Origin of the sequence: Gilliamella bombi (assembly GCF_900103255.1) — a bacterium.
Taxonomy (GTDB): Bacteria; Pseudomonadota; Gammaproteobacteria; order Enterobacterales; family Orbaceae; genus Gilliamella; species Gilliamella bombi.
Genome location: NZ_FMWS01000014.1, coordinates 96,219 through 116,309 on the forward strand (window position 1 = coordinate 96,219; position 20,091 = coordinate 116,309).

The 20,091-nt window shown below is 33.6% G+C and carries 18 protein-coding genes and 3 tRNA genes; 18 read left to right on the top strand and 3 right to left on the bottom strand.

Translation table 11 applies throughout. From position 1 onward, the window contains the following. Window position 1 precedes the first annotated feature (1 nt). The 13 genes from ubiT (at window position 2) to B9N71_RS03050 (ending at window position 10,137) form a co-directional block, all read left to right on the top strand. Entirely contained in the window at window positions 2–487 is a 486-nt protein-coding gene (ubiT, locus tag B9N71_RS02990) for a ubiquinone anaerobic biosynthesis accessory factor UbiT (protein WP_085164097.1), read from the top strand. 213 nt (window positions 488–700) lie between these two features. Beyond that, entirely contained in the window at window positions 701–2,146 is a 1,446-nt protein-coding gene (gene sbcB, locus B9N71_RS02995) for an exodeoxyribonuclease I (RefSeq protein ID WP_085164058.1), read from the top strand. An 88-nt stretch (window positions 2,147–2,234) separates the two neighbouring features. Further along, window positions 2,235–2,690, top strand: a complete 456-nt coding sequence (locus tag B9N71_RS03000) for a CidA/LrgA family protein (RefSeq protein ID WP_081297696.1) — start codon at window positions 2,235–2,237, stop codon at window positions 2,688–2,690. Next, window positions 2,687–3,376 carry a CidB/LrgB family autolysis modulator gene (locus tag B9N71_RS03005; RefSeq protein WP_085164059.1) on the top strand — a complete coding sequence of 230 codons (690 nt, stop codon included), beginning with the start codon at window positions 2,687–2,689 and terminating at the stop codon, window positions 3,374–3,376. Before B9N71_RS03000 ends, B9N71_RS03005 begins: the two co-directional genes overlap by 4 nt. Before the next feature lies 1 nt (window position 3,377). Continuing rightward, complete coding sequence (locus B9N71_RS03010) at window positions 3,378–4,025, top strand: ElyC/SanA/YdcF family protein (protein ID WP_085164060.1); 648 nt, start codon at window positions 3,378–3,380, stop codon at window positions 4,023–4,025. A 162-nt stretch (window positions 4,026–4,187) separates the two neighbouring features. Then, window positions 4,188–4,916, top strand: a complete 729-nt coding sequence (gene artP / locus B9N71_RS03015) for an arginine ABC transporter ATP-binding protein ArtP (RefSeq protein ID WP_065560281.1) — start codon at window positions 4,188–4,190, stop codon at window positions 4,914–4,916. 23 nt (window positions 4,917–4,939) lie between these two features. Beyond that, a complete protein-coding gene (locus B9N71_RS03020) occupies window positions 4,940–5,674 on the top strand; it encodes a transporter substrate-binding domain-containing protein (protein WP_065560282.1) in 735 nt (244 codons plus the stop codon). A gap of 132 nt (window positions 5,675–5,806) precedes the next feature. After that, window positions 5,807–6,535 (top strand): arginine ABC transporter permease ArtQ, encoded by a 729-nt coding sequence (artQ, locus tag B9N71_RS03025; RefSeq protein WP_065560289.1) that lies wholly within the window; start codon window positions 5,807–5,809, stop codon window positions 6,533–6,535. A 12-nt stretch (window positions 6,536–6,547) separates the two neighbouring features. Beyond that, a complete protein-coding gene (gene artM, locus B9N71_RS03030; protein ID WP_034913109.1) occupies window positions 6,548–7,225 on the top strand; it encodes an arginine ABC transporter permease ArtM in 678 nt (225 codons plus the stop codon). A gap of 1 nt (window position 7,226) precedes the next feature. Further along, the gene (gene uvrC / locus B9N71_RS03035; RefSeq protein WP_085164061.1) at window positions 7,227–9,062 is read left to right on the top strand and encodes an excinuclease ABC subunit UvrC; all 1,836 of its coding nucleotides are present in this window, start codon (window positions 7,227–7,229) and stop codon (window positions 9,060–9,062) included. Between the two features lie 108 nt (window positions 9,063–9,170). Beyond that, window positions 9,171–9,722, top strand: coding sequence for a CDP-diacylglycerol--glycerol-3-phosphate 3-phosphatidyltransferase (gene pgsA / locus B9N71_RS03040; RefSeq protein WP_034913104.1), 552 nt, complete (start codon window positions 9,171–9,173; stop codon window positions 9,720–9,722). 239 nt (window positions 9,723–9,961) lie between these two features. Next, window positions 9,962–10,049: transfer RNA gene (locus tag B9N71_RS03045), tRNA-Leu, on the top strand. 12 nt (window positions 10,050–10,061) lie between these two features. Beyond that, window positions 10,062–10,137, top strand: a tRNA-Gly gene (locus B9N71_RS03050). Between the two features lie 188 nt (window positions 10,138–10,325). Here the strand turns inward: B9N71_RS03050 and B9N71_RS03055 are convergent. After that, window positions 10,326–11,213 (bottom strand): LysR family transcriptional regulator, encoded by an 888-nt coding sequence (locus B9N71_RS03055; RefSeq protein ID WP_085164062.1) that lies wholly within the window; start codon window positions 11,211–11,213, stop codon window positions 10,326–10,328. A 189-nt stretch (window positions 11,214–11,402) separates the two neighbouring features. Here B9N71_RS03055 and B9N71_RS03060 point away from each other — a divergent pair, with 189 nt between their 5' ends. The 3 genes from B9N71_RS03060 (at window position 11,403) to B9N71_RS03070 (ending at window position 14,378) form a co-directional block, all read left to right on the top strand. Further along, entirely contained in the window at window positions 11,403–12,494 is a 1,092-nt protein-coding gene (locus tag B9N71_RS03060) for an alpha/beta hydrolase (protein ID WP_085164063.1), read from the top strand. A gap of 184 nt (window positions 12,495–12,678) precedes the next feature. Continuing rightward, window positions 12,679–13,872 carry an MFS transporter gene (locus B9N71_RS03065; RefSeq protein ID WP_085164064.1) on the top strand — a complete coding sequence of 398 codons (1,194 nt, stop codon included), beginning with the start codon at window positions 12,679–12,681 and terminating at the stop codon, window positions 13,870–13,872. A 429-nt stretch (window positions 13,873–14,301) separates the two neighbouring features. Then, window positions 14,302–14,378 (top strand) — tRNA-Arg (locus tag B9N71_RS03070). Window positions 14,379–14,910: 532 nt separating this feature from the next. Here the strand turns inward: B9N71_RS03070 and guaA are convergent. Then, window positions 14,911–16,494, bottom strand: a complete 1,584-nt coding sequence (guaA, locus tag B9N71_RS03075) for a glutamine-hydrolyzing GMP synthase (protein ID WP_065589135.1) — start codon at window positions 16,492–16,494, stop codon at window positions 14,911–14,913. Between the two features lie 258 nt (window positions 16,495–16,752). Here guaA and B9N71_RS03080 point away from each other — a divergent pair, with 258 nt between their 5' ends. Then, entirely contained in the window at window positions 16,753–17,184 is a 432-nt protein-coding gene (locus tag B9N71_RS03080; protein WP_085164065.1) for an SRPBCC family protein, read from the top strand. A 3-nt stretch (window positions 17,185–17,187) separates the two neighbouring features. Next, on the top strand, window positions 17,188–17,655 hold the full coding sequence (locus B9N71_RS03085; RefSeq protein ID WP_065589137.1) for a MarR family winged helix-turn-helix transcriptional regulator: 468 nt from the start codon (window positions 17,188–17,190) through the stop codon (window positions 17,653–17,655). Between the two features lie 223 nt (window positions 17,656–17,878). Here B9N71_RS03085 and pta read toward each other — a convergent pair whose 3' ends face one another. Further along, window positions 17,879–20,029: a phosphate acetyltransferase gene (gene pta, locus B9N71_RS03090; protein ID WP_065589138.1), complete on the bottom strand. Its 2,151-nt coding sequence runs from the start codon at window positions 20,027–20,029 to the stop codon at window positions 17,879–17,881. Between the last annotated feature and the right edge of the window lie 62 nt (window positions 20,030–20,091).

The following is a 20,091-nucleotide window of genomic DNA, read 5'->3' on the forward strand; positions in this document are numbered from 1 at the left end:
AATTCTAAACAAAATTCATTCACAGTTTGTCAATAAAGCGCCCCATATTTTGGGGCTTACCTTACAATACATTCCTTTTAATGTCAAAAAACAAACCATAGAACAATTATTGAAATTACAATTTGAACATTCTCTACAAGATGGTGATCTAGATTTTTTAGAAAATCGTTGGCTTAAAATTCAAGTTACTGATCTGGAGCTTGTGTGGTTTGTTAGTTTAATCGATAACAAATTAGTTGTTAGCCGGGAAGAAATTGCTGATGTAAGCTTTATAGGTAATGCTAATGATTTGATTATGATAGCAACTAGACGACAAGATCCCGATTCACTATTTTTTCAACGTCGCTTGATTGTTGAAGGTGATACTGAATTGGGGTTATATGTAAAAAATTTAATGGATTCTATTGAGTTAGAAGTTATGCCAAAATTTTTAAGGCTAACACTCGAAAAACTAGCAGATATTATCGAAAGTGCACCAACTAATTAAGAATAAATTATACTCATTTTAAATCATTCAAAATGTTTATTCTGTGTAATGATAGATTTCATTGAAAATTTTGAATTGATTAATTTCTATCTTGTAAATAATAGATTATTCTAACCCCCCATATAAAATGGGGAAAAGAAGCTGATTATTTTGAGTATATATAATGAAATTTATGAGTTTCTTTACAGAAAACATAAAATATATGGTTACAAAATGAAAAATAACCAAGAACAGCCAAGCTTTTACTTCCACGATTATGAAACATTTGGAACTCATCCTGCATTAGATCGCCCTGCTCAATTTGCTGGAATTCGAACTGATGAGAATTTTAATATTATTGAAGATCCTTTGGTTATATATTGTTGTCAAGCTCAAGACTATCTACCCAATCCAGAAGCGGTACTAATTACTGGCATAACACCTCAAGAAACTAATAACAAAGGAGTTTGTGAAGCTGAATTTACTCGACAAATTCATCAAGCTTTTAGCAAACCTAATACTTGTATTTTAGGATATAACAATATTCGTTTTGATGATGAAGTAACGCGTAATCTTTTATATCGTAATTTTTATGACCCTTATACTTATTGTTGGCAACACAACAATTCAAGATGGGATCTACTTGATGTAGTTCGTGCTTGTTATGCGCTAAGACCAGAAGGAATTAATTGGCCAACTAATGATGAAGGTCTACCAAGTTTTCGTTTAGAACATCTAACAAAAGCAAATAACATTAAGCATAAACATGCACATGATGCAATGTCTGATGTTCATGCAACTATAGCAATGGCTAAATTAATAAAAGAAAAACAACCAAAACTGTTTAATTATTTTTTCTCATTACGTAAAAAAAATAAAGTTGCTGAACTTATTGATGTAGTTAATATGACGCCAATAGTTCATGTATCAGGCATGTTAGGTAGCCATCGTGGTAATCTATCTTTAGTTTCACCTATAATTTGGCATCCAGTACAAAATAGTGCCGCTGTTATTTGCGATTTAACTGGAGATATAGATCTCTTAATCGATCTACCTGTTGAGCAAATAAAGGAAAGGCTCTACACCAAAACTAAAGATCTACAATTAGGTGAATCACGAATACCTTTAAAATTGGTTCATACCAATAAATGTCCTGTTATTGCACCATTAAAAACATTATTACCTGAAAATGCTGAACGGTTTAACATTGATATAGAGCAATGTTTAATAAACCAACATAAATTGTTAGAAAATCAAAATTTATTACAAAATAAAATACAGACGTTATTTAATATTGATAATAATAGTCCTATTAATACTATTAACGCTGATGTTGATGCTCAAATTTATGGAAAATTTCTAAATAACCAAGATAAGTTACGCTGCGAGACTATTCGAACAACTCCAATTCATCTATTAGATAGTTTATCATTAACGTTTGATGATCCTCGTTTACCAACACTATTTTTTCGTTATAAAGCGCGAAATTACCCACAAACATTAACAGAGCATGAACAGATTATTTGGAAAGATTATTGTCGCGATAAACTCAACACCCCAAAAATTCAAGATTACTTATTAATATTAGAACAATATGCTGAAACTTATATTCAGCAACCAGAAAAACTAGCAATAATTAAACAACTTTATCATTACTGCCATTATTTAGTTGGTAATTAATTTTGACGAGCGTATCATATAGACAAATAACTTTATGTCACTCTAGCATCCGTCATAATTTATAATTAAGATTAATAGCATTTACGTTATGAAACATTTTCTAGCTAAGCACGCCACCATCAGACATAGACTATATTCTTTATACTATACTTTTTTTAGTTATGGTCGTGGATTGGTCATATTAACTCTTTGTTTATGGGTAGGTAATATTATTTCTAAAATATTACCTATAATAATTCCTGGCAGTATTATTGGTTTATTGATCCTGTTCTTTTTACTTGCATTTCAGTTAATTCCCACTTGCTGGATCAAAAATAGCTGTAATCTATTCATGCGTTACATGACATTATTATTTATTCCTGCAGCAATGGGGATTATGGATAATTATTCACTTTTATTACAAAATTGGGTTCCGATTATATTTGGCTGTGTAGGTGGTTCTCTTATTGTATTGCTTCTAACCGCATTTTTAACAGAACAATGTCATAAAATCGCAGCAAAAAATTCAATTTCATCACCAAAAGATGAGGTCAATCAGCCATGATATGGATGCTACCATTAACGCTTTTTGTTTTCTTCATTATTAGAAAAATATCATTTAAAATAAAAAATCCGTTATTTAATCCCCTAGTGATTACGGTAATAGTATTAATTCCAATTTTACTGATAACAAACACCAGTTACACACAATACGTTGACAACGTACAAATCATTAATAAACTATTGCCTTATTCTGTTGTTGCTCTCGCCTATCCTTTATATGAACTTATTCCCCAAATTAAAGCTCGTTGGAAGTCAATAATGATTATTACTTTTACCGCATCGCTTGCTTCAATGATAACCGGTGTTTGTATTGTATTTTGGTTAGGTGGAAGTATTGAGATTGCTGCATCTGTGCTACCTAAATCTGTTACTACTGCCATTGCAGTAACAATTGCAAGTAATCAAGATGGTGTACCATCAATAGCTGCATTATGCGTGATATTAGTTGGAACATTAGGCGGCATATTTGGACATCAAATATTAAATTTAGTAAAAATAAAATCAGCACCAGCAAGAGGATTAGCTATCGGTGCTGTTTCACATGCTGTCGGCACTGCCCGTTGTATTGAGGTTGATTATAACGAAGGTGCGTATAGTTCGTTATCATTAGTTTTATGTGGTGTTATGACCTCATTGACAGCACCTTTTTTATTTCCAATAATGGTATTTATTTTTAACCGGTTTTAGCATGAATTTAAAAAAGCTTATTGCTTATATTGCTAGTTTTTGCTTGATTCCAATAACTGCTATTGTAGGTTTAGATTATTGGATCAGCTATAAAACGGCTCCTTATATTTATCATGATGAAAACAAACTTCCTTACCGAACTATTGGTGTTGTACTTGGAACATCGAAATATGTTCGAGGAGGAGGTTTAAATGATTTTTATCGTAATCGTATTGATGGAGCAATTGATCTTTATTGGCAAAACAAAGTTGATTATTTATTATTAAGTGGTGATAACGCTCTTTTAAGCTACAACGAACCAATTACTATGAAGAAGGATTTGATAAAAGCTGGAATTCCTAGCGATGTGATCGTTTTGGATTATGCAGGTTTTAGAACTTTCGATTCAGTGGTTCGTGCCAATAAAGTATTTGATGCAAATAATTTTACTATTATCACTCAAGAGTTTCATTGCGAACGAGCCATTTTTATTGCCCTTGCTCAAGACATACAAGCACAATGTTTTGCTGTGCCCTCCCCTAAAAATATGAAGTTAGTCCGTATCCGCGAAATGTTTGCGCGTGTTAGTGCATTTATTGATCTTTATATTCTAAAAAAAGAACCTAGATATCTTGGCCCTGTAATTCCTATTTTATCTAATGCTCAATAACCATCCTAAATAACAAAAAATTGTAAAAACTTTCAGGAAAGTGCATCTTTAAGTATAAAAACCAGACAAAAGAGAACTTGTCTAATAAATTAGATTGCATTTTTATGCAGAAAAAAGTAATATTTAATCAAATTTAGCATCAAGAAAAATGTATAACTAACAATGAATATTGAATTAAACCATATTAACTGTTTTTATGGTAAACATCAGGCTTTAAATGATGTTTCACTCTGTTATCCACTTGGTGAAACCATTGTTTTACTTGGTCAAAGTGGAGCAGGAAAAAGCTCTTTATTAAAAGTATTTAATTTACTTGAAATACCTAAATCAGGGCAGATGACTATTGCTAACACCCATTTTGATTTTTCTGAAAAAATCAGTGAATCAACAATTAGACATCTCCGTAAAAATGTAGGCATGGTATTTCAAAACTATAATTTATGGCCGCATTTGACGGTACTAGAAAATTTGATTGAAGCTCCTTGCCAAGTATTAAAGTTATCTAAAAAAGAAGCTTGCGATAAAGCAATGGCAATATTACAAAGATTGCAAATTGATGATATGGCACAACGCTACCCGCTTCACCTCTCAGGTGGGCAACAGCAACGTGTAGCTATTGCTAGAGCGTTAATGATGGAACCTCAAATACTATTATTCGATGAACCTACAGCAGCATTAGATCCAGCAATTACATCGCAAATTGCCGAAATTATCAATGAGCTATCTCAAACAGGTATTACACAAATTATAGTTACGCATGAAGTTGATTTTGCACGCAAAATTGCTTCACAAGTAATTTATATGGAGCAAGGTAAAATTATTGAGCGAGGACAACTCGAATGTTTTGCTCATCCTAAAACTGAAGAGTTTAAAGCTTATTTGTCACATTAATTAAAATAAAATTAGGTGGATATATGAAAAAAACGTTACTAGCCATTTGTCTTGCAGGAACTGCTTTTGTAGCTCAAGCAGCAGACACCTTAACAATCGGAACAGAAGCAACTTATGCGCCTTTTGAATTTACTAATGAAAAAAATGAAATCATCGGCTTTGATATTGATGTGATTAATAAGATTTGTGATGAAATAAAAGTTTCATGCAAAATTGTCAATCAATCATTTGATGGTTTAATTCCTAGCTTAAAAACTCGTCGAATTGATGCTGCTATAGCCGGAATTGATATTACGCCAGAACGACAAAAACAAGTTGATTTTACTAAAATTTATTATGATGATAGCTCAATCCAATTTGTTACATTGAAAGATACATTGACTAGTCTCGATCAACTAAAAGGTAAACGAGTTGGTCTACAAAAAGGAACAACTTATCCTAAATATTTAAGTGATAAATTCCCAGATATGAAAGCGGTTAGCTATGATAGTTATCAGTACGCTATTTTAGATTTAAAAGCGAAGAGAATTGATGCAATAGTTTCAAGCTCAATCGTAGCTGGCGAATGGCTAGGCAAAGAGGCAGATATTGTTGCTTTAAGCGATAAAATCACTGACCACGACTATTTTGGTGAAGGTTTAGGAATTGCTATCCGTAAGGGGAACGAAAAATTACTTAACCAATTTGATCAAGCAATAGATAAATTAAAAGCTAACGGTGAGTTAGATGCTATCTATAAAAAATGGTTTAATAAATAAACTATATTTTTAAATAAATATAACAATGATAATCTCGCCGCATTATCTTGCGGCGAATTTATTTTTTAAAGTAACCTTGGTTTTTTTATGTTTGATTTTTTTGCAAATAAAATGATATGGATCTCATCGTTAATGGATGGGTATATTTTGCCGCTTATACAAGCAACAGGTATCACATTATCATTGGCCTTTGTATCATTAATTATCGGAATTGTTTTCGCTTTAATTTTCTCAATACTAGAATCTGTTCCATTTAAACCCGTTGCGTGGGCAATGTCCTTATTTAACTTAACAATTCGCGCGTTACCTGAATTATTAATTGTGGTAGCTATTTATAACGGATTACCACTATTATTAATATTATTAAATGATGGTTTCACAATCGATCTTTATTATTTGTCGTTGACGATACAATTAGATATTCAAGATTTTAATATTAGTCCTTTTTTATGCGGTGTTGCAGCACTATCACTTTTATACGCTGTTTATGCCTCTCAAACGTTACGCGGTGCATTTAAAGCAATTTCTAACGGACAAAAACAAGCAGCTCAAGTACTTGGGTTAAGTAAATCACGCACGTTTCTTCGTATTATAATGCCACAAATGTGGCGTCATGCCTTGCCTGGATTAAGTAATCAGTGGTTAATTTTGTTAAAAGACACCGCATTAGTTTCAGCAATTGCAATTGATGATTTAATGATGCAAACCAAAACTATCATCGCGCGAACCAACCAACCTTTTTTATGGTATTTTGTTGCAATGATCATTTATCTAATTATCTCAATTTTAAGTCAAAAGGTTATAACGCGTATTGAAAAACGCTCAACCTATTTTGAACAACCTACATCAGCGAAAAGTTAGTAAGGCCGTATTATGTCTGATAATTTTATTCATTACCTTAACATCATTGCCCAAGGTTTACCCGATACATTAAGTTTAGGTATTTTGGGTATTTTATCTGCTGGATTGATTGCTGCTTGTCTTTCATGTCTATTGTCATTAAATCACTTTATATTAAATAAAGTTATACGCACATATGTCATTATATTTACAGGTACACCTTTACTAGTACAACTTTTACTAATTTATTATGGGCCATCACAATTTAGAGATATTTTAATCAAAATACCGACGTTTTATAACATTATTTCTTCGCCTTGGTTTTGTGCCTATTTAGCATTAACACTCAATAGTGCCGCCTATACAACTCAAATTTTTTATGGTTCATTAAAAGCCTTACCTAAAGGACAGTGGCAAGCTTGTGAAGCACTTGGCATGAATAAAAAACAAACTTTAAAAGTTGTTTTGCCTTATGCATTAAAAAGAGCCCTTTCGACTTATTCAAATGAAGTTGTCTTTGTAGTAAAAGGCACAGCATTAGCGTCAATGATTCCTGTTATGGATGTTATGGGCTACAGCAATGAATTGAATGCGGATTATTATGATTTCACTATTTTTATTGCTGCTGGGTTAATATATCTCTTGATAAATGGTTTACTTAGCACCATTATGAGGATTATAGAGAAAAAAGCCCTCAAATTTGAAAACTAATATGAGCCAATTTGATTCAGCATCTTTTTTAAAAACAGTCCCACATAAGCCGGGAATTTATCAAATGTTTAATGATAAACAGACGATTATTTATGTGGGAAAGGCTAAAGATCTTAATAATCGTTTAAAAAGTTACTTTAATAATAGTAAAAAAACGCTAAAAACGGATATGCTCGTTAGTCATATCCATCATATTGAATTTACAATTACCAATACCGAAACCGAAGCCTTACTGCTTGAACAGACTTATATTAAAAAGTATCAACCACGATACAATGTACTGTTAAAAGATGACAAAAGTTACCCATTTATAAAGTTAAGCAAAGAACAACATCCGCAATTGTCTCTTTATCGTGGTGCGGTCAATCGAAAAAAAGATGAATTTTTTGGCCCTTATCCAAGTGGATATGCAGTAAAGCAAATATTGGCTTTATTACAAAAAACATTTCCAATAAGACAGTGTTTAAATTCAACCTATCGCAACCGAACTCGCCCCTGCCTACAATATCAGATTAAACGTTGCTTAGGGCCTTGTGTGTCTGGATTAGTCAGTGATGAAGATTACCTAGAACAAGTTAACTATGTTAGATTATTTTTATATGGTCAATCAGATCAGATAATACAAAAAATAACTGAAGATATGCAAAAAGCTAGTAGCGAACTCAACTTTGAAAAAGCAGTAGTTTTGCGTGATCAACTACAAGCAATAAAGCATATCAATGAAAAACAAGCAATATACAATAATAATGATAATCTTGATGTTATTGGATTCCATTATGAATTAGGATTAGCTTGTATCTATGTACTGTTTATTCGTAATGGGCAAACTTTTGGTCATCGATCATACTTTCCTAAAGTACCATCAAATACAGAACTAGAAGAAGTTATAGAAACTTTTTTAGGACAATTTTATCTACAAGGTAATCAGAATAGAAATATTCCGAGAAAAATTTTACTTAATTTTTCATTATCAGATAAACAACCAATGGAAGAGACACTGTCACTTATTGCAGAGCATCAAGTTAAACTCATTGATGAACCTAAAGGAGATAATCTTAAATTACTCAATATTGCAACAGTAAACGCTCAAACTGAAGTTAAAAATAAGCTATTAGAAAATTCCACAATAAAACAACGATATGACGCATTAAAATCTTTTTTGGGAATCGATAAAATTAACCGAATGGAATGTTTTGATATCAGCCACTTTATGGGTAAAAACACGATTGCATCTTGTGTTGTATTTGATGATAAAGGACCTGTTAAATCTGAATTCCGTCGTTATAATATTACTGGTATCACACCTGGCGATGATTATGCGGCAATGGAACAAGTCTTAACGCGTCGTTACAGTAAAAAAGAACTACCCGATGAAAAAGTTCCTGATATTATTTTTATTGACGGTGGTAAAGGGCAACTTAATCAAGCTCTAAAGGTATTTGAACAATTAGAGGTAAATTGGAACAAAAATCATCCTATACTAATTGGTGTTGCTAAAGGAGCTGATCGTAAAGAAGGATTAGAAACCCTCTTTTTTGAAGCTCATGGTACAGGACATTATCTTGATGATCACTCCCCTGCACTATTACTCATTCAGCAAATAAGAAATGCATCACATGATCATGCTATTGTTGGTCAACGTAAAAAAGGGACAAAACAATTAACCGACAGCGCCTTAGAACATATTGAAGGTATTGGCGCTAAAAGGCGTCAAGCACTACTGAAACATTTTGGTGGATTAAGAGAGTTAAAAAATGCCAGTATTGATGAAATAGCGCAAGTACAAGGTATATCAAAACAATTAGCTGAAAAAATTTATCTAAATTTACAACAATAACCCATTGAAAAAATAACATATTTCAGGCAACATAATCATTAAGAAAATACTGTTTTTTATTAATCTATAATGCATTGATTAATAAAATAAAAAAAGAGCTTTTGTCACATGAAAATTAATTTTCCAACATTTTTAACACTATTTCGAGTTATTTTAATTCCTTTTTTTGTGCTGGCATTTTATTTGTTCCCTCATGAATGGTCTGGTTTTTTCTCTGCATTAATTTTTTTAATTGCGGCCGTGACTGATGTATTAGATGGTTATCTTGCTCGCCGTCTAGGACAGACAACCAAGTTTGGCGCATTTTTAGATCCAGTCGCCGACAAAATCATAGTAACAATAGCGCTTGTTTTAATTACACAATATTATCAATCATGGTGGATCTCAATCCCTGCAATTATTATTGTTTCACGAGAAATTATAATATCGGCCTTACGGGAATGGATGGCTGAAATTGGTAAACGTAACAATGTAGCTGTTTCGTCAATTGGGAAAATCAAAACGATAGCACAAATGACAGCATTAACTTGGCTACTTTGGCGCCCTTGTGACATTGTTATTTACGCAGGTCTTGCAGCATTGTTTATTGCAACAGTATTAACGCTATTATCAATGTTGCAATATTTATGGATAGCACATAGCGATTTATTAGAAGAATAATAACTTTTAGTTAATATTTCTACCTAAGCATGTTTTTATTCGAGTAATTTTGTTGATAAATTCTAGTAAACAAAATTACTCATCCCCTTCAAAATCAACCAATAACTTCTATTTAAATTGTTAATCAGTCAAACATTGAGCAATTAAACGATTTATTTAAAATTTTTATTGACTGAAACCATAAGATCGGTAAAATGCACAGCATTCAAAACAAATTACTTTTTAGTAATTAATTTTGAGCCCGGGTGGTGAAATCGGTAGACACAAGGGATTTAAAATCCCTCGGCCTTTTTGGCCGTGCGAGTTCAAGTCTCGCCCCGGGCACCACTTTTTACCTATGCGGGAATAGCTCAGTTGGTAGAGCACGACCTTGCCAAGGTCGGGGTCGCGAGTTCGAACCTCGTTTCCCGCTCCAATTAAAAAGTAATAATTAAGACAAGAAGTTAGTGGCAATAATTTTATTTTTAAAGTCCTAATTTAGGTTTAATGATTTTTGTTTTTTGATTCATTTCTGGCATCCCCTTTTGCGTTATAAAATAACTCAAATATCAAATTAAATAAGGACTATTACAAATAATCAAATGTAGACAATTTAATCTCCCTTTAAATTTTCAATGCGTCAATAACAGCTCGTAGCGCAGGAGATATATTTCTATTAGGGTAATAGATATACGATGCTTCGAGCTTAAGACTAAAACGCTGTAGCACTCTAATGAAAACGCCTTTTTCTATATCATCCGCTACCAATTCTTCTGGTACATAGGCTAACCCCAATCCCAAGCGAGCAGCTTTAGCTTCCAAATAACTATCAGCAAAAACCCATTTTCCCTCAGGTCGGTGGGTAATTTTTTCGCCATCTTGATAAAGCTCCCACGAGTACAAACTTCCGTCACCAAACTGATATGCAATGCAAGGATGTGTCACTAAATCTGCTGGTATTTGTGGAAATCCATAGCGACGAAAGTGGTCGGGAGTGCCAACAATTGCCATTTCCATATCTGGGTAAATACGTACAGCAACCATGCCATCGTTAATTTCTGGACCTAGGCGCACACCTGCATCAAATCGCTCAGAAATAATATCAACAAACCTGCTTTCATTGATAAGTTCCAATCGGATATCAGGATAAAGTTGTTGAAATACCGCTAACTTAGGTAATAGCACTTTATCTATAACATGCTGGCTAGCATTGATGCGAACAGTACCTGATGGAGTATTACGATAATAAGCTAGAGAGGTTAGTCCGTCATTTAATGCATCAAATCCAGACAGTACTTTTTGATAAAATTGTCCACCCGCCTGCGTCAGAGATAATTTGCGCGTTGTGCGAACCAAAAGCTGTAAACCAAGGCGCTTTTCAAGCTCACGGATAGAACGACTTATCCCTGATTGTGCAAGCCCAAGCCGTTTTGCTGCAGCGGTAAAGCTTCCTTCCTGTACAACAATCATAAACAGGTAAAGATCATTGTAGTTTTCTCGCTTAGTTAGCAAAGTATTTTTTTACTCTTATTTATAACAATTTAGTATTAATCTTAGCATTTTTTCCCCACTAATCAATACTATTAATATTAATTATAATAATTACTAGTACAATTTCTGCTGTGTTATCTAAATATAACCTAAATCAGTAAAAGAAATGATTAACAAGAGCTTTTAGCAAAATTTGTTCCACCTACTACTATACTATTCACACCAATAAGTGGGGTTATAACTATGAGTACTGATAAGATAAATCAAATTTCACCTTTATCACTGTTCGAAAAATGGGACAAGACCTTTCCTAAAAGGAAAAAAGTTAATCACCGTAAAGTCGCCTTTCAGAACCGTTATGGAATTATATTAGTCGGCGATCTTTATATTCCCAAAAATCAAAATGAATGCAAATTAGCTGCAATCGCAATTAGCGGCCCTTTTGGTGCAGTAAAAGAACAAGCGAGCGGGCTATACGCTCAAACACTAGCCGAACAAGGTTTTATTACGTTGGCTTTTGATCCATCTTATACCGGAGAAAGTGGTGGCTACCCACGTAATGTTGCTTCTCCCGATATCAATACCGAGGATTTTAGTGCTGCAGTTGATTTTCTTGGTCTACAAAAAGAAGTGGATCGTAATCGTATTGGACTGCTCGGCATTTGTGGCTGGGGCGGTATGGCATTAAACAGTGCAGCAATGGATACTCGTGTAAAGGCTGTTGCAACGAGTGTAATGTACGATATGAGTCGTGCAATGGGGCATGGAGTTGGTGATGGGAAAGATCGTTATTCAACAGCTGATCGACATTCTGTTTTACAATATCTGAACGAACAACGTTGGGAAGATGCTAAAACAGGTATTCCTACATTAGGTGGACATGATATTTATGTCGATGAGAAAGGTAAAGTCAGTGCTTCTAAACGTATTTTGCCAGAAACATTACCAGGAAATCCGCCTCCAGTGTTGAAAGAGTTTTATAATTACTACCGAATGCCTCGTGGTTTTCATCCTCGTTCTATTAATTCGGTTGGAGCTTGGAATGCAACAATGCCTCTTTCATTTATGAATATGCCACTACTAAGCTATGCAAATGAAATTACTATTCCCACATTAATTGTTACTGGTGAAAAGGCTCATTCTCGTTATTTTGCTGAGGATGCTTATAAAATGGTCGGCGGCAAGGAAAAAGAATTGGTAATTGTTTCTGAGGCAAATCATGTCGATTTATATGACAATATCACAGGAAAAATACCATTTACTAAATTTGAACAGTTTTTTAAGACCAACTTAAAATTATAAGGATAGATATTAGCCATCCTAACAAAATTAGCTGTATTTACTGATGGCTTTTATTATTATATAAATGACAAAAATGTTATTTATAATATTATGTTTTTATTAACTTTATTACTACTATATCCAGAAACAACATTTGCCCTTAATGCAAATCGGCCGGTTAAAAAGGTATGAGGATAGAGCTATAATGTCTAAAAAAAATCTCAATATACCAAACAATAAAACATACACACACTGGAGCGGTATATTTTCTATGACGCTATGCGTTTTTGTATTAATTGCTTCAGAATTTTTACCTGTAAGCCTGCTGACATCTATTGCCAGAGATTTACAAATTACCGATGGACAAGCAGGTCAAGGTATTGCTATATCAGGTATACTAGCAGTACTAACTAGTCTGACCATTCATAAATTTACAGGAAACTTAGATCGAAAACTACTGTTACTATTTTTTACGTTTTTAATGGCTTTATCCGGGCTAGTTATCGCTATCACATCCTATTACATGGTTTATATTCTGGGAAGAGCACTGATTGGTATTGCTATCGGTGGATTCTGGTCAATGTCAGCTGCAACGGCCATTCGTTTGGTGCCACACCATCAAGTACCTAAGGCTCTAGCTATTTTCAATGGCGGTAATGCTCTTGCGACAATTATAGCCGCACCACTGGGAAGCTACTTAGGAGAAACAATAGGCTGGCGTGGAGCATTTATTTGTATCATTCCCCTTGCTATTTTTGCATTTATTTGGCAATACATTAGCCTGCCTACTATGAAAACCTATAAAGAAAATCAACCTAACAAGCCTATGCTTCAACTGCTAAAAAAACCAATTCTATCTATAGGCTTACTGGCATGTGGATTATTTTTCATGGGACAGTTTACTTTATTCACCTATGTGCGCCCTTTTCTAGAAACAGTGGCTAAGGTAGATAATTTTAATCTATCTTTAATTTTACTTGCTATAGGTGTCGCTGGTTTTATTGGAACAATGGTAATTGCAACCTTTCTGAAAACTAAACTCTATCAAACACTAATGATGATTTCTTTAATAATGACTGTTATTATCATAGGTTTATTTTTAACTAGTAGTCACATCTGGACTGTAGCTACTTTATTCAGTTTATGGGGATTGTTTGCTACGGCCGCACCAACTGGGTGGTGGGCATGGATAGCACAAACATTACCCAAAGATGCAGAAATTGGTGGAGGACTAATGGTTGCAGTAATTCAATCATCAATTGCGATAGGTTCAACGATAGGCGGATTGTTTTTTGATTATCTGGGATGGCAAAGCAATTTTGTATTAAGTGGTATATTATTAATTGGTTCGGTAATAGCAACGTCTATTGTATTTTATAAAAATAAAACAAAAAGTTAAAGAAATTATTTCTCTAATAATCTTTTAGGCTCTATTTTCATCTTTCAGTTGATAAAAGATACCTTAAAGGACAATTCGGGAGTCATAATAACTGTCTACTGGAAAAGATTGCTAAAAAAGCATTATAAGTCATCATTTAACTAAATCATAGCCTAGATATTACTATACCAAAATTAATTACTAGAATGTATAAAAAACTGAATATTATTAACAACAATATTCGACATTTAATTACATAGGCCTATTATATAATTTGCTAATAGTTAAAAATGTAAAGAAATTTTATGATTAATACAAAACATCAACGACTCTAATAAAAAACCAAATTGATGATATTTTATCAATCCGATATAATAGGCCATTAAAAATCATTGACGTATCGAAATAGCTTTATATAATATACAACATCTAAATAAAAAACCTATCTAAGTCTCCTTAGCTCAGCTGGATAGAGCAACGGCCTTCTAAGCCGTAGGTCACAGGTTCGAATCCTGTAGGGGACGCCATTATAAGCAAGATTTTGGTATGATACATTCTGGTGTATGTGTTGATTCTAAAGAAATATCTTAGATTTAAGCTATATTGTAACAGGACTTTGTAAGCTATTAATTTGCGGTAGTTCAAACTTAATCAGATATTTTGCCTAATCAGTCACCGTTATTTTTTCTTTGTGATATAAGCACCATATCTCTTGTCTGTGATAAGGCGTTAGTTTTGTTTTTTTATGTATATTTATTACAGTAGTTTCTCAAATTATTGTAAATAATTCTAGTAAATAATGCGCTTATCAAATACCTAATTTGAAAAAGGGTTTATCCCAATTTTAGAAAATGTAACATACAATCAAAATGGAATTTTTATTTTTTCCTTTTGTTTTACTAATTTAAACTTAGTTTTTGTTAGTGTATTTATTCCTGATTAAAGATACCTCTAAAAAAGTTGAGTCTAAGTGGGATTAAATGAGGTTAAAAAGCCTTGACAAACAAGGCTTAAAATAACAAAAAAAGACAATATGAGATTACGTGATATTAAATACAATTATTCCCATTCAATAGTCGCTGGCGGTTTTCCGCTTATATCATATACGACACGAGAAATACCATTAACTTCGTTGATAATTCGATTTGAAACTCGTCCTAGGAAATCATAAGGTAACTGAGCCCAATGAGCCGTCATAAAATCGATGGTTTCAACTGCACGCAAGGATACAACCCAATCATATTTACGACCATCCCCCATTACACCTACTGAACGAACAGGTAAGAACACAGTAAAGGCTTGACTTACTTTGTGGTATAGATTAGCTTTATAAAGTTCTTCAATAAAAATAGCATCAGCTTGACGTAACAAGTCGCAATACTCTTTTTTAACCTCACCAAGTACGCGCACGCCAAGACCTGGACCAGGAAATGGATGACGGTAAAGCATGTCATAAGGTAATCCAAGTTCTAAACCCACTTTACGAACTTCATCTTTAAATAATTCGCGCAGTGGCTCAACTAAGCCCATTTTCATATCTTCTGGTAATCCGCCTACATTATGATGTGATTTAATTACATGGGCTTTGCCAGTATCAGCAGCAGCCGATTCAATAACATCTGGATAGATAGTACCTTGAGCTAACCATTTTACATCTTTTAATTTTGCCGCCTCTTCATCAAATACAGCAACAAATTCACGCCCGATAATTTTACGTTTTGCTTCAGGATCTGCTTCACCTTTTAGTGCAGCTAAAAAGCGATCTTCAGCATTTACAGCTATGATATTTAAGCCAAATTTATTACCAAACATATCCATAACTTGTTGAGCTTCGTTCAAACGTAACAAACCATGATCAACAAATACACAAGTTAATTGATCTCCGATAGCTTGGTGTAATAACAATGCTGTAACAGAAGAATCAACCCCTCCTGATAAGCCAAGTAATACTTTGTCATTGCCAACCTGTTCTTTAATTCGAGCAATAGCATCGGTAATAATTGAAGATGGTGTCCAAAGTTTTTCGCAGTGACAGATATCAATCACAAAACGTTGCAATAACTCGAAACCTTTAACAGTGTGAGTCACTTCTGGGTGGAATTGAACACCATAAAATTGTTTTTCGTCATTAGCCATAATAGCAAATGGACAAGTTTCAGTACGACCAATTAGTGTAAAACAATCAGGCAAGGTTGTTACTTTGTCACCGTGGCTCATCCAGACATCAAGTTGATTAATGCCTTGTTCGCTTGTACTATCCAAAATACCATCAGTTAATTTTGACGATCCAATAAGATCCACTTTAGCATAACCAAATTCACGTTGGTTAGAGCCAGTGACTTGACCGCCTTTACCAACTTGAATTGCCATAGTCTGCATGCCATAACAAATACCCAAAACAGGTACGCCAGCATTAAAAACATACTCGGGAGCACGAGGACTATTATCATCGGTGGTACTTTCAGGACCACCTGATAAAATAATACCTTTAGGATTAAATTGTTTGATTTTCTCTTCTGATACATCCCACGGCCAAAGTTCACAGTACACACCAATTTCACGAATACGTCGAGCAATTAATTGAGTAACTTGTGAACCAAAATCGAGGATTAATATGCGCTGTTGGTGGATGTCTTTTTTCATCAATTTTATTCCTAAACTATGAACTAATACAAAATCAGGCTGATATTGTACCATTTACCAATTAAATTGAGAGCATTAATTAAAAACAATTATAAATATTTTATATTATTAATAATTTTGAAATCATCTTATTACAGAATTCAATATCATGGTCATCAAATTAACCTTGTAATAGGTCAACAAATCAAAAAAATTAAATTCTCTTTACTTAATTAATAAGTAGACTTATAATAAGTTAACTTATCAAAAGGAGACGCTATGAATACCATTTCAATTTCTTTCATATTACCAACCAAAGCTAAGCCAACTCAAATTTGGCAATACTATACTGATCTTAATTTAAGAAAATTATGGGAAACTGATCTTGAAGACTTTCGTATATTTGGTGACTTAAAAACAGGGTCTAAAGGTATTTTCAAATTACAAAATATACCGGAAATGGAAGTGACTTTATCAAAGATTATTGATAAGCAAGAATTTACAGAGCAATTTGATATGCCTGAAATAGGTTTACTGTTTTTCTCACATCAAATTATTGAAATATCGCATAATCAATATGCATTAAAATCAGAAATTTCTCTAAAACCGGATCCAAAAATGGATACTAAAGCATCCTATGATTTTATAAAACAGATTTCAGATGATATTATAGATAAAACTTACAAATTAAATGGCTTAGTTGAAGGGTAAATTATGACAAAGGACAATAAGTTTTTGACTCAATTCCAAACTGATTCTGAATCTATTGGTTTTATTTTTATGAAAACTTATTCGTCCTGGCATACGAATATCAAAAATTGCTTGAAAAAACAGTCTATCACTCATCCTCAATTTATAGTGCTTGCAACGCTTGCTTATCTATCACAGCGACTAGATGAAATAACACAAATTATTTTATCAAATAAAACAAATATCGATGTGATGACAATTTCCCAAATATTAGAGAATTTAGAAAAAAAGGATTATATAAAACGCTCTTGCTCAATTAAAGATAGTCGAGCAAAATCCATTCAATTAACACAAAAAGGATTGAATAAAGCAAATGAAACTGTACCTTTAGTTGAACAAATAGATAAAGATTTTTTTTCAACATTACAAGGTGATAAAGAACAATTTATGGAAATGTTATTAACACTATTAAAAACCAACATGAAGGGATAACATCATTTATAAATTTTTATTATTTATTGTTTTTATCAACGTTGAATGCATGGAATTGACTTAAAATAAGTTTTTGAAGACCTTGTCTCAAATTTCTAGAACAAAATACTTTAAAACTGAATCTTTATAACTCAAGCTTTTAAAACTCATTACTTGGTTAAATTTAATTAAAAAAGGTGATATTGCATCACCTTTTATAAATCGTTAAAACGTTTTGCTAAACTTATTTTGTAGCATTTTGTTCTTGTGCTGATTGAATTGCGGTTAATGCAATAGTGTAGACAATATCGTCAACTAATGCACCACGAGACAAATCATTCACAGGTTTACGCATGCCCTGTAGCATAGGACCAATCGAAACAAGATCAGCTGAACGTTGTACTGCTTTATATGTAGTATTACCTGTATTAAGATCAGGGAAAATAAATACAGTAGCTTTACCTGCAACTTGTGAATTAGGCGCCTTTGATTTAGCTACATCAGGCATTACCGCTGCATCATATTGTAATGGGCCGTCAATCATTAGATCAGGACGTTTTTCTTGAGCAATGCGAGTTGCTTCTTTCACTTTTTCAACATCAGCACCTTGACCAGAACTACCTGTTGAGTATGAGATCATCGCAACGCGAGGTTCAATACCAAAGGCGATTGCTGTATCAGCTGACTGAATGGCAATTTCGGCTAACTCTTGTGCGTTTGGATCTGGATTAATTGCACAGTCACCATAAATATATACTTGATCAGGCATTAACATAAAGAACACCGATGAAACAAGGGAACTGCCTGGTGCAGTTTTAATTAATTGTAACGGTGGACGAATAGTATTAGCGGTTGTATGTACAGCACCTGAAACTAAACCATCAACTTCATTAGCTTCAAGCATCATGGTACCCAATACGACATTATCAGCCAATTGCTCACGAGCAATAACTTCAGTCATCCCTTTGTTTTTACGTAATTCAACTAGGCGAGGAACATATTTTTCACGGATATTTTCAGGATCAACGATCTCTACTCCTTGACCTAAAGTCACGCCTTGTGAAGCGGCAACTTTACGCACTTCGTCAGGATTACCAATAAGAACACATTTTGCAATGTTACGTTCAGCACAAATTGCAGCTGCTTTAACTGTTCTTGGTTCGTCACCTTCTGGTAATACCACTACTTTTTTCGCATTACGTGCAAGTTCAGTTAATTGATAACGAAATGCAGGAGGAGACAAGCGACGTGCAGAATTCACTACTTCATTTAATGATTTAATCCATTTAGCATCAATATGATCAGCTACATAATTTTGGGTGTTTTCCATACGTTCTTTATCGTCAGCAGGAATTTCTAAATTAAATTGTTGTAGACTAATTGATGTCTGGAAAGTGTTGGTTTTAACCGTAAATACAGGTAAACCAGTATCAAATGCTGGTTGGCATAATTTTGCAATTTTATCGTCGATTTCATAACCACCAGTTAGGAGTACACCACCAATTGCCACACCATTCATTGCTGCTAAACTGATAGTAACTAACACATCAGCACGATCAGCAGAAGTCACTAAAAGTGCATTTGGTTGTAGGTGGTTAATAATATTTGGTACGCTGCGAGAGCAGAAAGACACATGTTTAATACGACGATTTTTAATACAACCTTCGTTAATGATTTTTGCATCAAAATGCTTAGCAATATCTATAGCACGACAAGCACTTAGATCAATATTCCAAGGAATACAACCAAGAACAGGCAATGGACTGTGTGCATTTAAATCATCGATAGTAATTTTCTTATCATCAAATTTAGGGGTATGATAAATTTCAGCAACATCAGGACGAGCAAGATTTTGCTCTTCAACTGGCGCATTGACTTTATTAACAATCACACCGACGATTTTATCATTTTTAATACCACCAAAGTTAGAACGAGCAATTTCAATACGATCTCTAAGTTGTTCTGGCGTATCTTTGCCCATATTAACTACAAAAATAATTTCGGCGCCAAGAGTTTTAGCAATATTATTATTAAGTTCATTAGCAAAAGGATAATCAGATGTTGGCACAATACCTTCAACTAAAACAACATCAGCTCCTTTAGTATTTTCGGCATAAAGGGCAACGATTTCTTCCATTAACACATCTTGTTGATTTAAACCTAATAGGTTTTCAACATGGCTCATTTTAAGCGGTTTTAGTGTTGGAATTGATGTATTGTTGCTCACTAGGGTTGTGGTATTATCTGGCGCATCGCCACCAGCTCTTGGTTGCGCGACAGGTTTAAACACATTTAAATTAATACCTTGACGCTCCATAGCTCGAATAACGCCCAGACTCACACCTGTTAACCCGACATTAGTGCCAGTTGGGATGAGCATAATTGTACGAGACATAATTATTACCTCTTAAATCTTTATTGTATAAAAACAAACCGCCATTTAGGCGGTTTTGAATA

Coding starts and splice junctions, on each gene's coding strand:
- guaA (WP_065589135.1), bottom strand. CDS start 16,494: ATGAAAAAAGACATCCACCAACAGCGCATATTAATCCTCGATTTTGGT.
- uvrC (WP_085164061.1), top strand. CDS start 7,227: ATGAGCCAATTTGATTCAGCATCTTTTTTAAAAACAGTCCCACATAAG.
- B9N71_RS03020 (WP_065560282.1), top strand. CDS start 4,940: ATGAAAAAAACGTTACTAGCCATTTGTCTTGCAGGAACTGCTTTTGTA.
- B9N71_RS03085 (WP_065589137.1), top strand. CDS start 17,188: ATGACAAAGGACAATAAGTTTTTGACTCAATTCCAAACTGATTCTGAA.
- pgsA (WP_034913104.1), top strand. CDS start 9,171: ATGAAAATTAATTTTCCAACATTTTTAACACTATTTCGAGTTATTTTA.
- pta (WP_065589138.1), bottom strand. CDS start 20,029: ATGTCTCGTACAATTATGCTCATCCCAACTGGCACTAATGTCGGGTTA.
- artM (WP_034913109.1), top strand. CDS start 6,548: ATGTCTGATAATTTTATTCATTACCTTAACATCATTGCCCAAGGTTTA.
- B9N71_RS03005 (WP_085164059.1), top strand. CDS start 2,687: ATGATATGGATGCTACCATTAACGCTTTTTGTTTTCTTCATTATTAGA.
- artP (WP_065560281.1), top strand. CDS start 4,188: ATGAATATTGAATTAAACCATATTAACTGTTTTTATGGTAAACATCAG.
- B9N71_RS03000 (WP_081297696.1), top strand. CDS start 2,235: ATGAAACATTTTCTAGCTAAGCACGCCACCATCAGACATAGACTATAT.
- sbcB (WP_085164058.1), top strand. CDS start 701: ATGAAAAATAACCAAGAACAGCCAAGCTTTTACTTCCACGATTATGAA.
- artQ (WP_065560289.1), top strand. CDS start 5,807: ATGGATGGGTATATTTTGCCGCTTATACAAGCAACAGGTATCACATTA.
- B9N71_RS03010 (WP_085164060.1), top strand. CDS start 3,378: ATGAATTTAAAAAAGCTTATTGCTTATATTGCTAGTTTTTGCTTGATT.
- B9N71_RS03065 (WP_085164064.1), top strand. CDS start 12,679: ATGTCTAAAAAAAATCTCAATATACCAAACAATAAAACATACACACAC.
- B9N71_RS03080 (WP_085164065.1), top strand. CDS start 16,753: ATGAATACCATTTCAATTTCTTTCATATTACCAACCAAAGCTAAGCCA.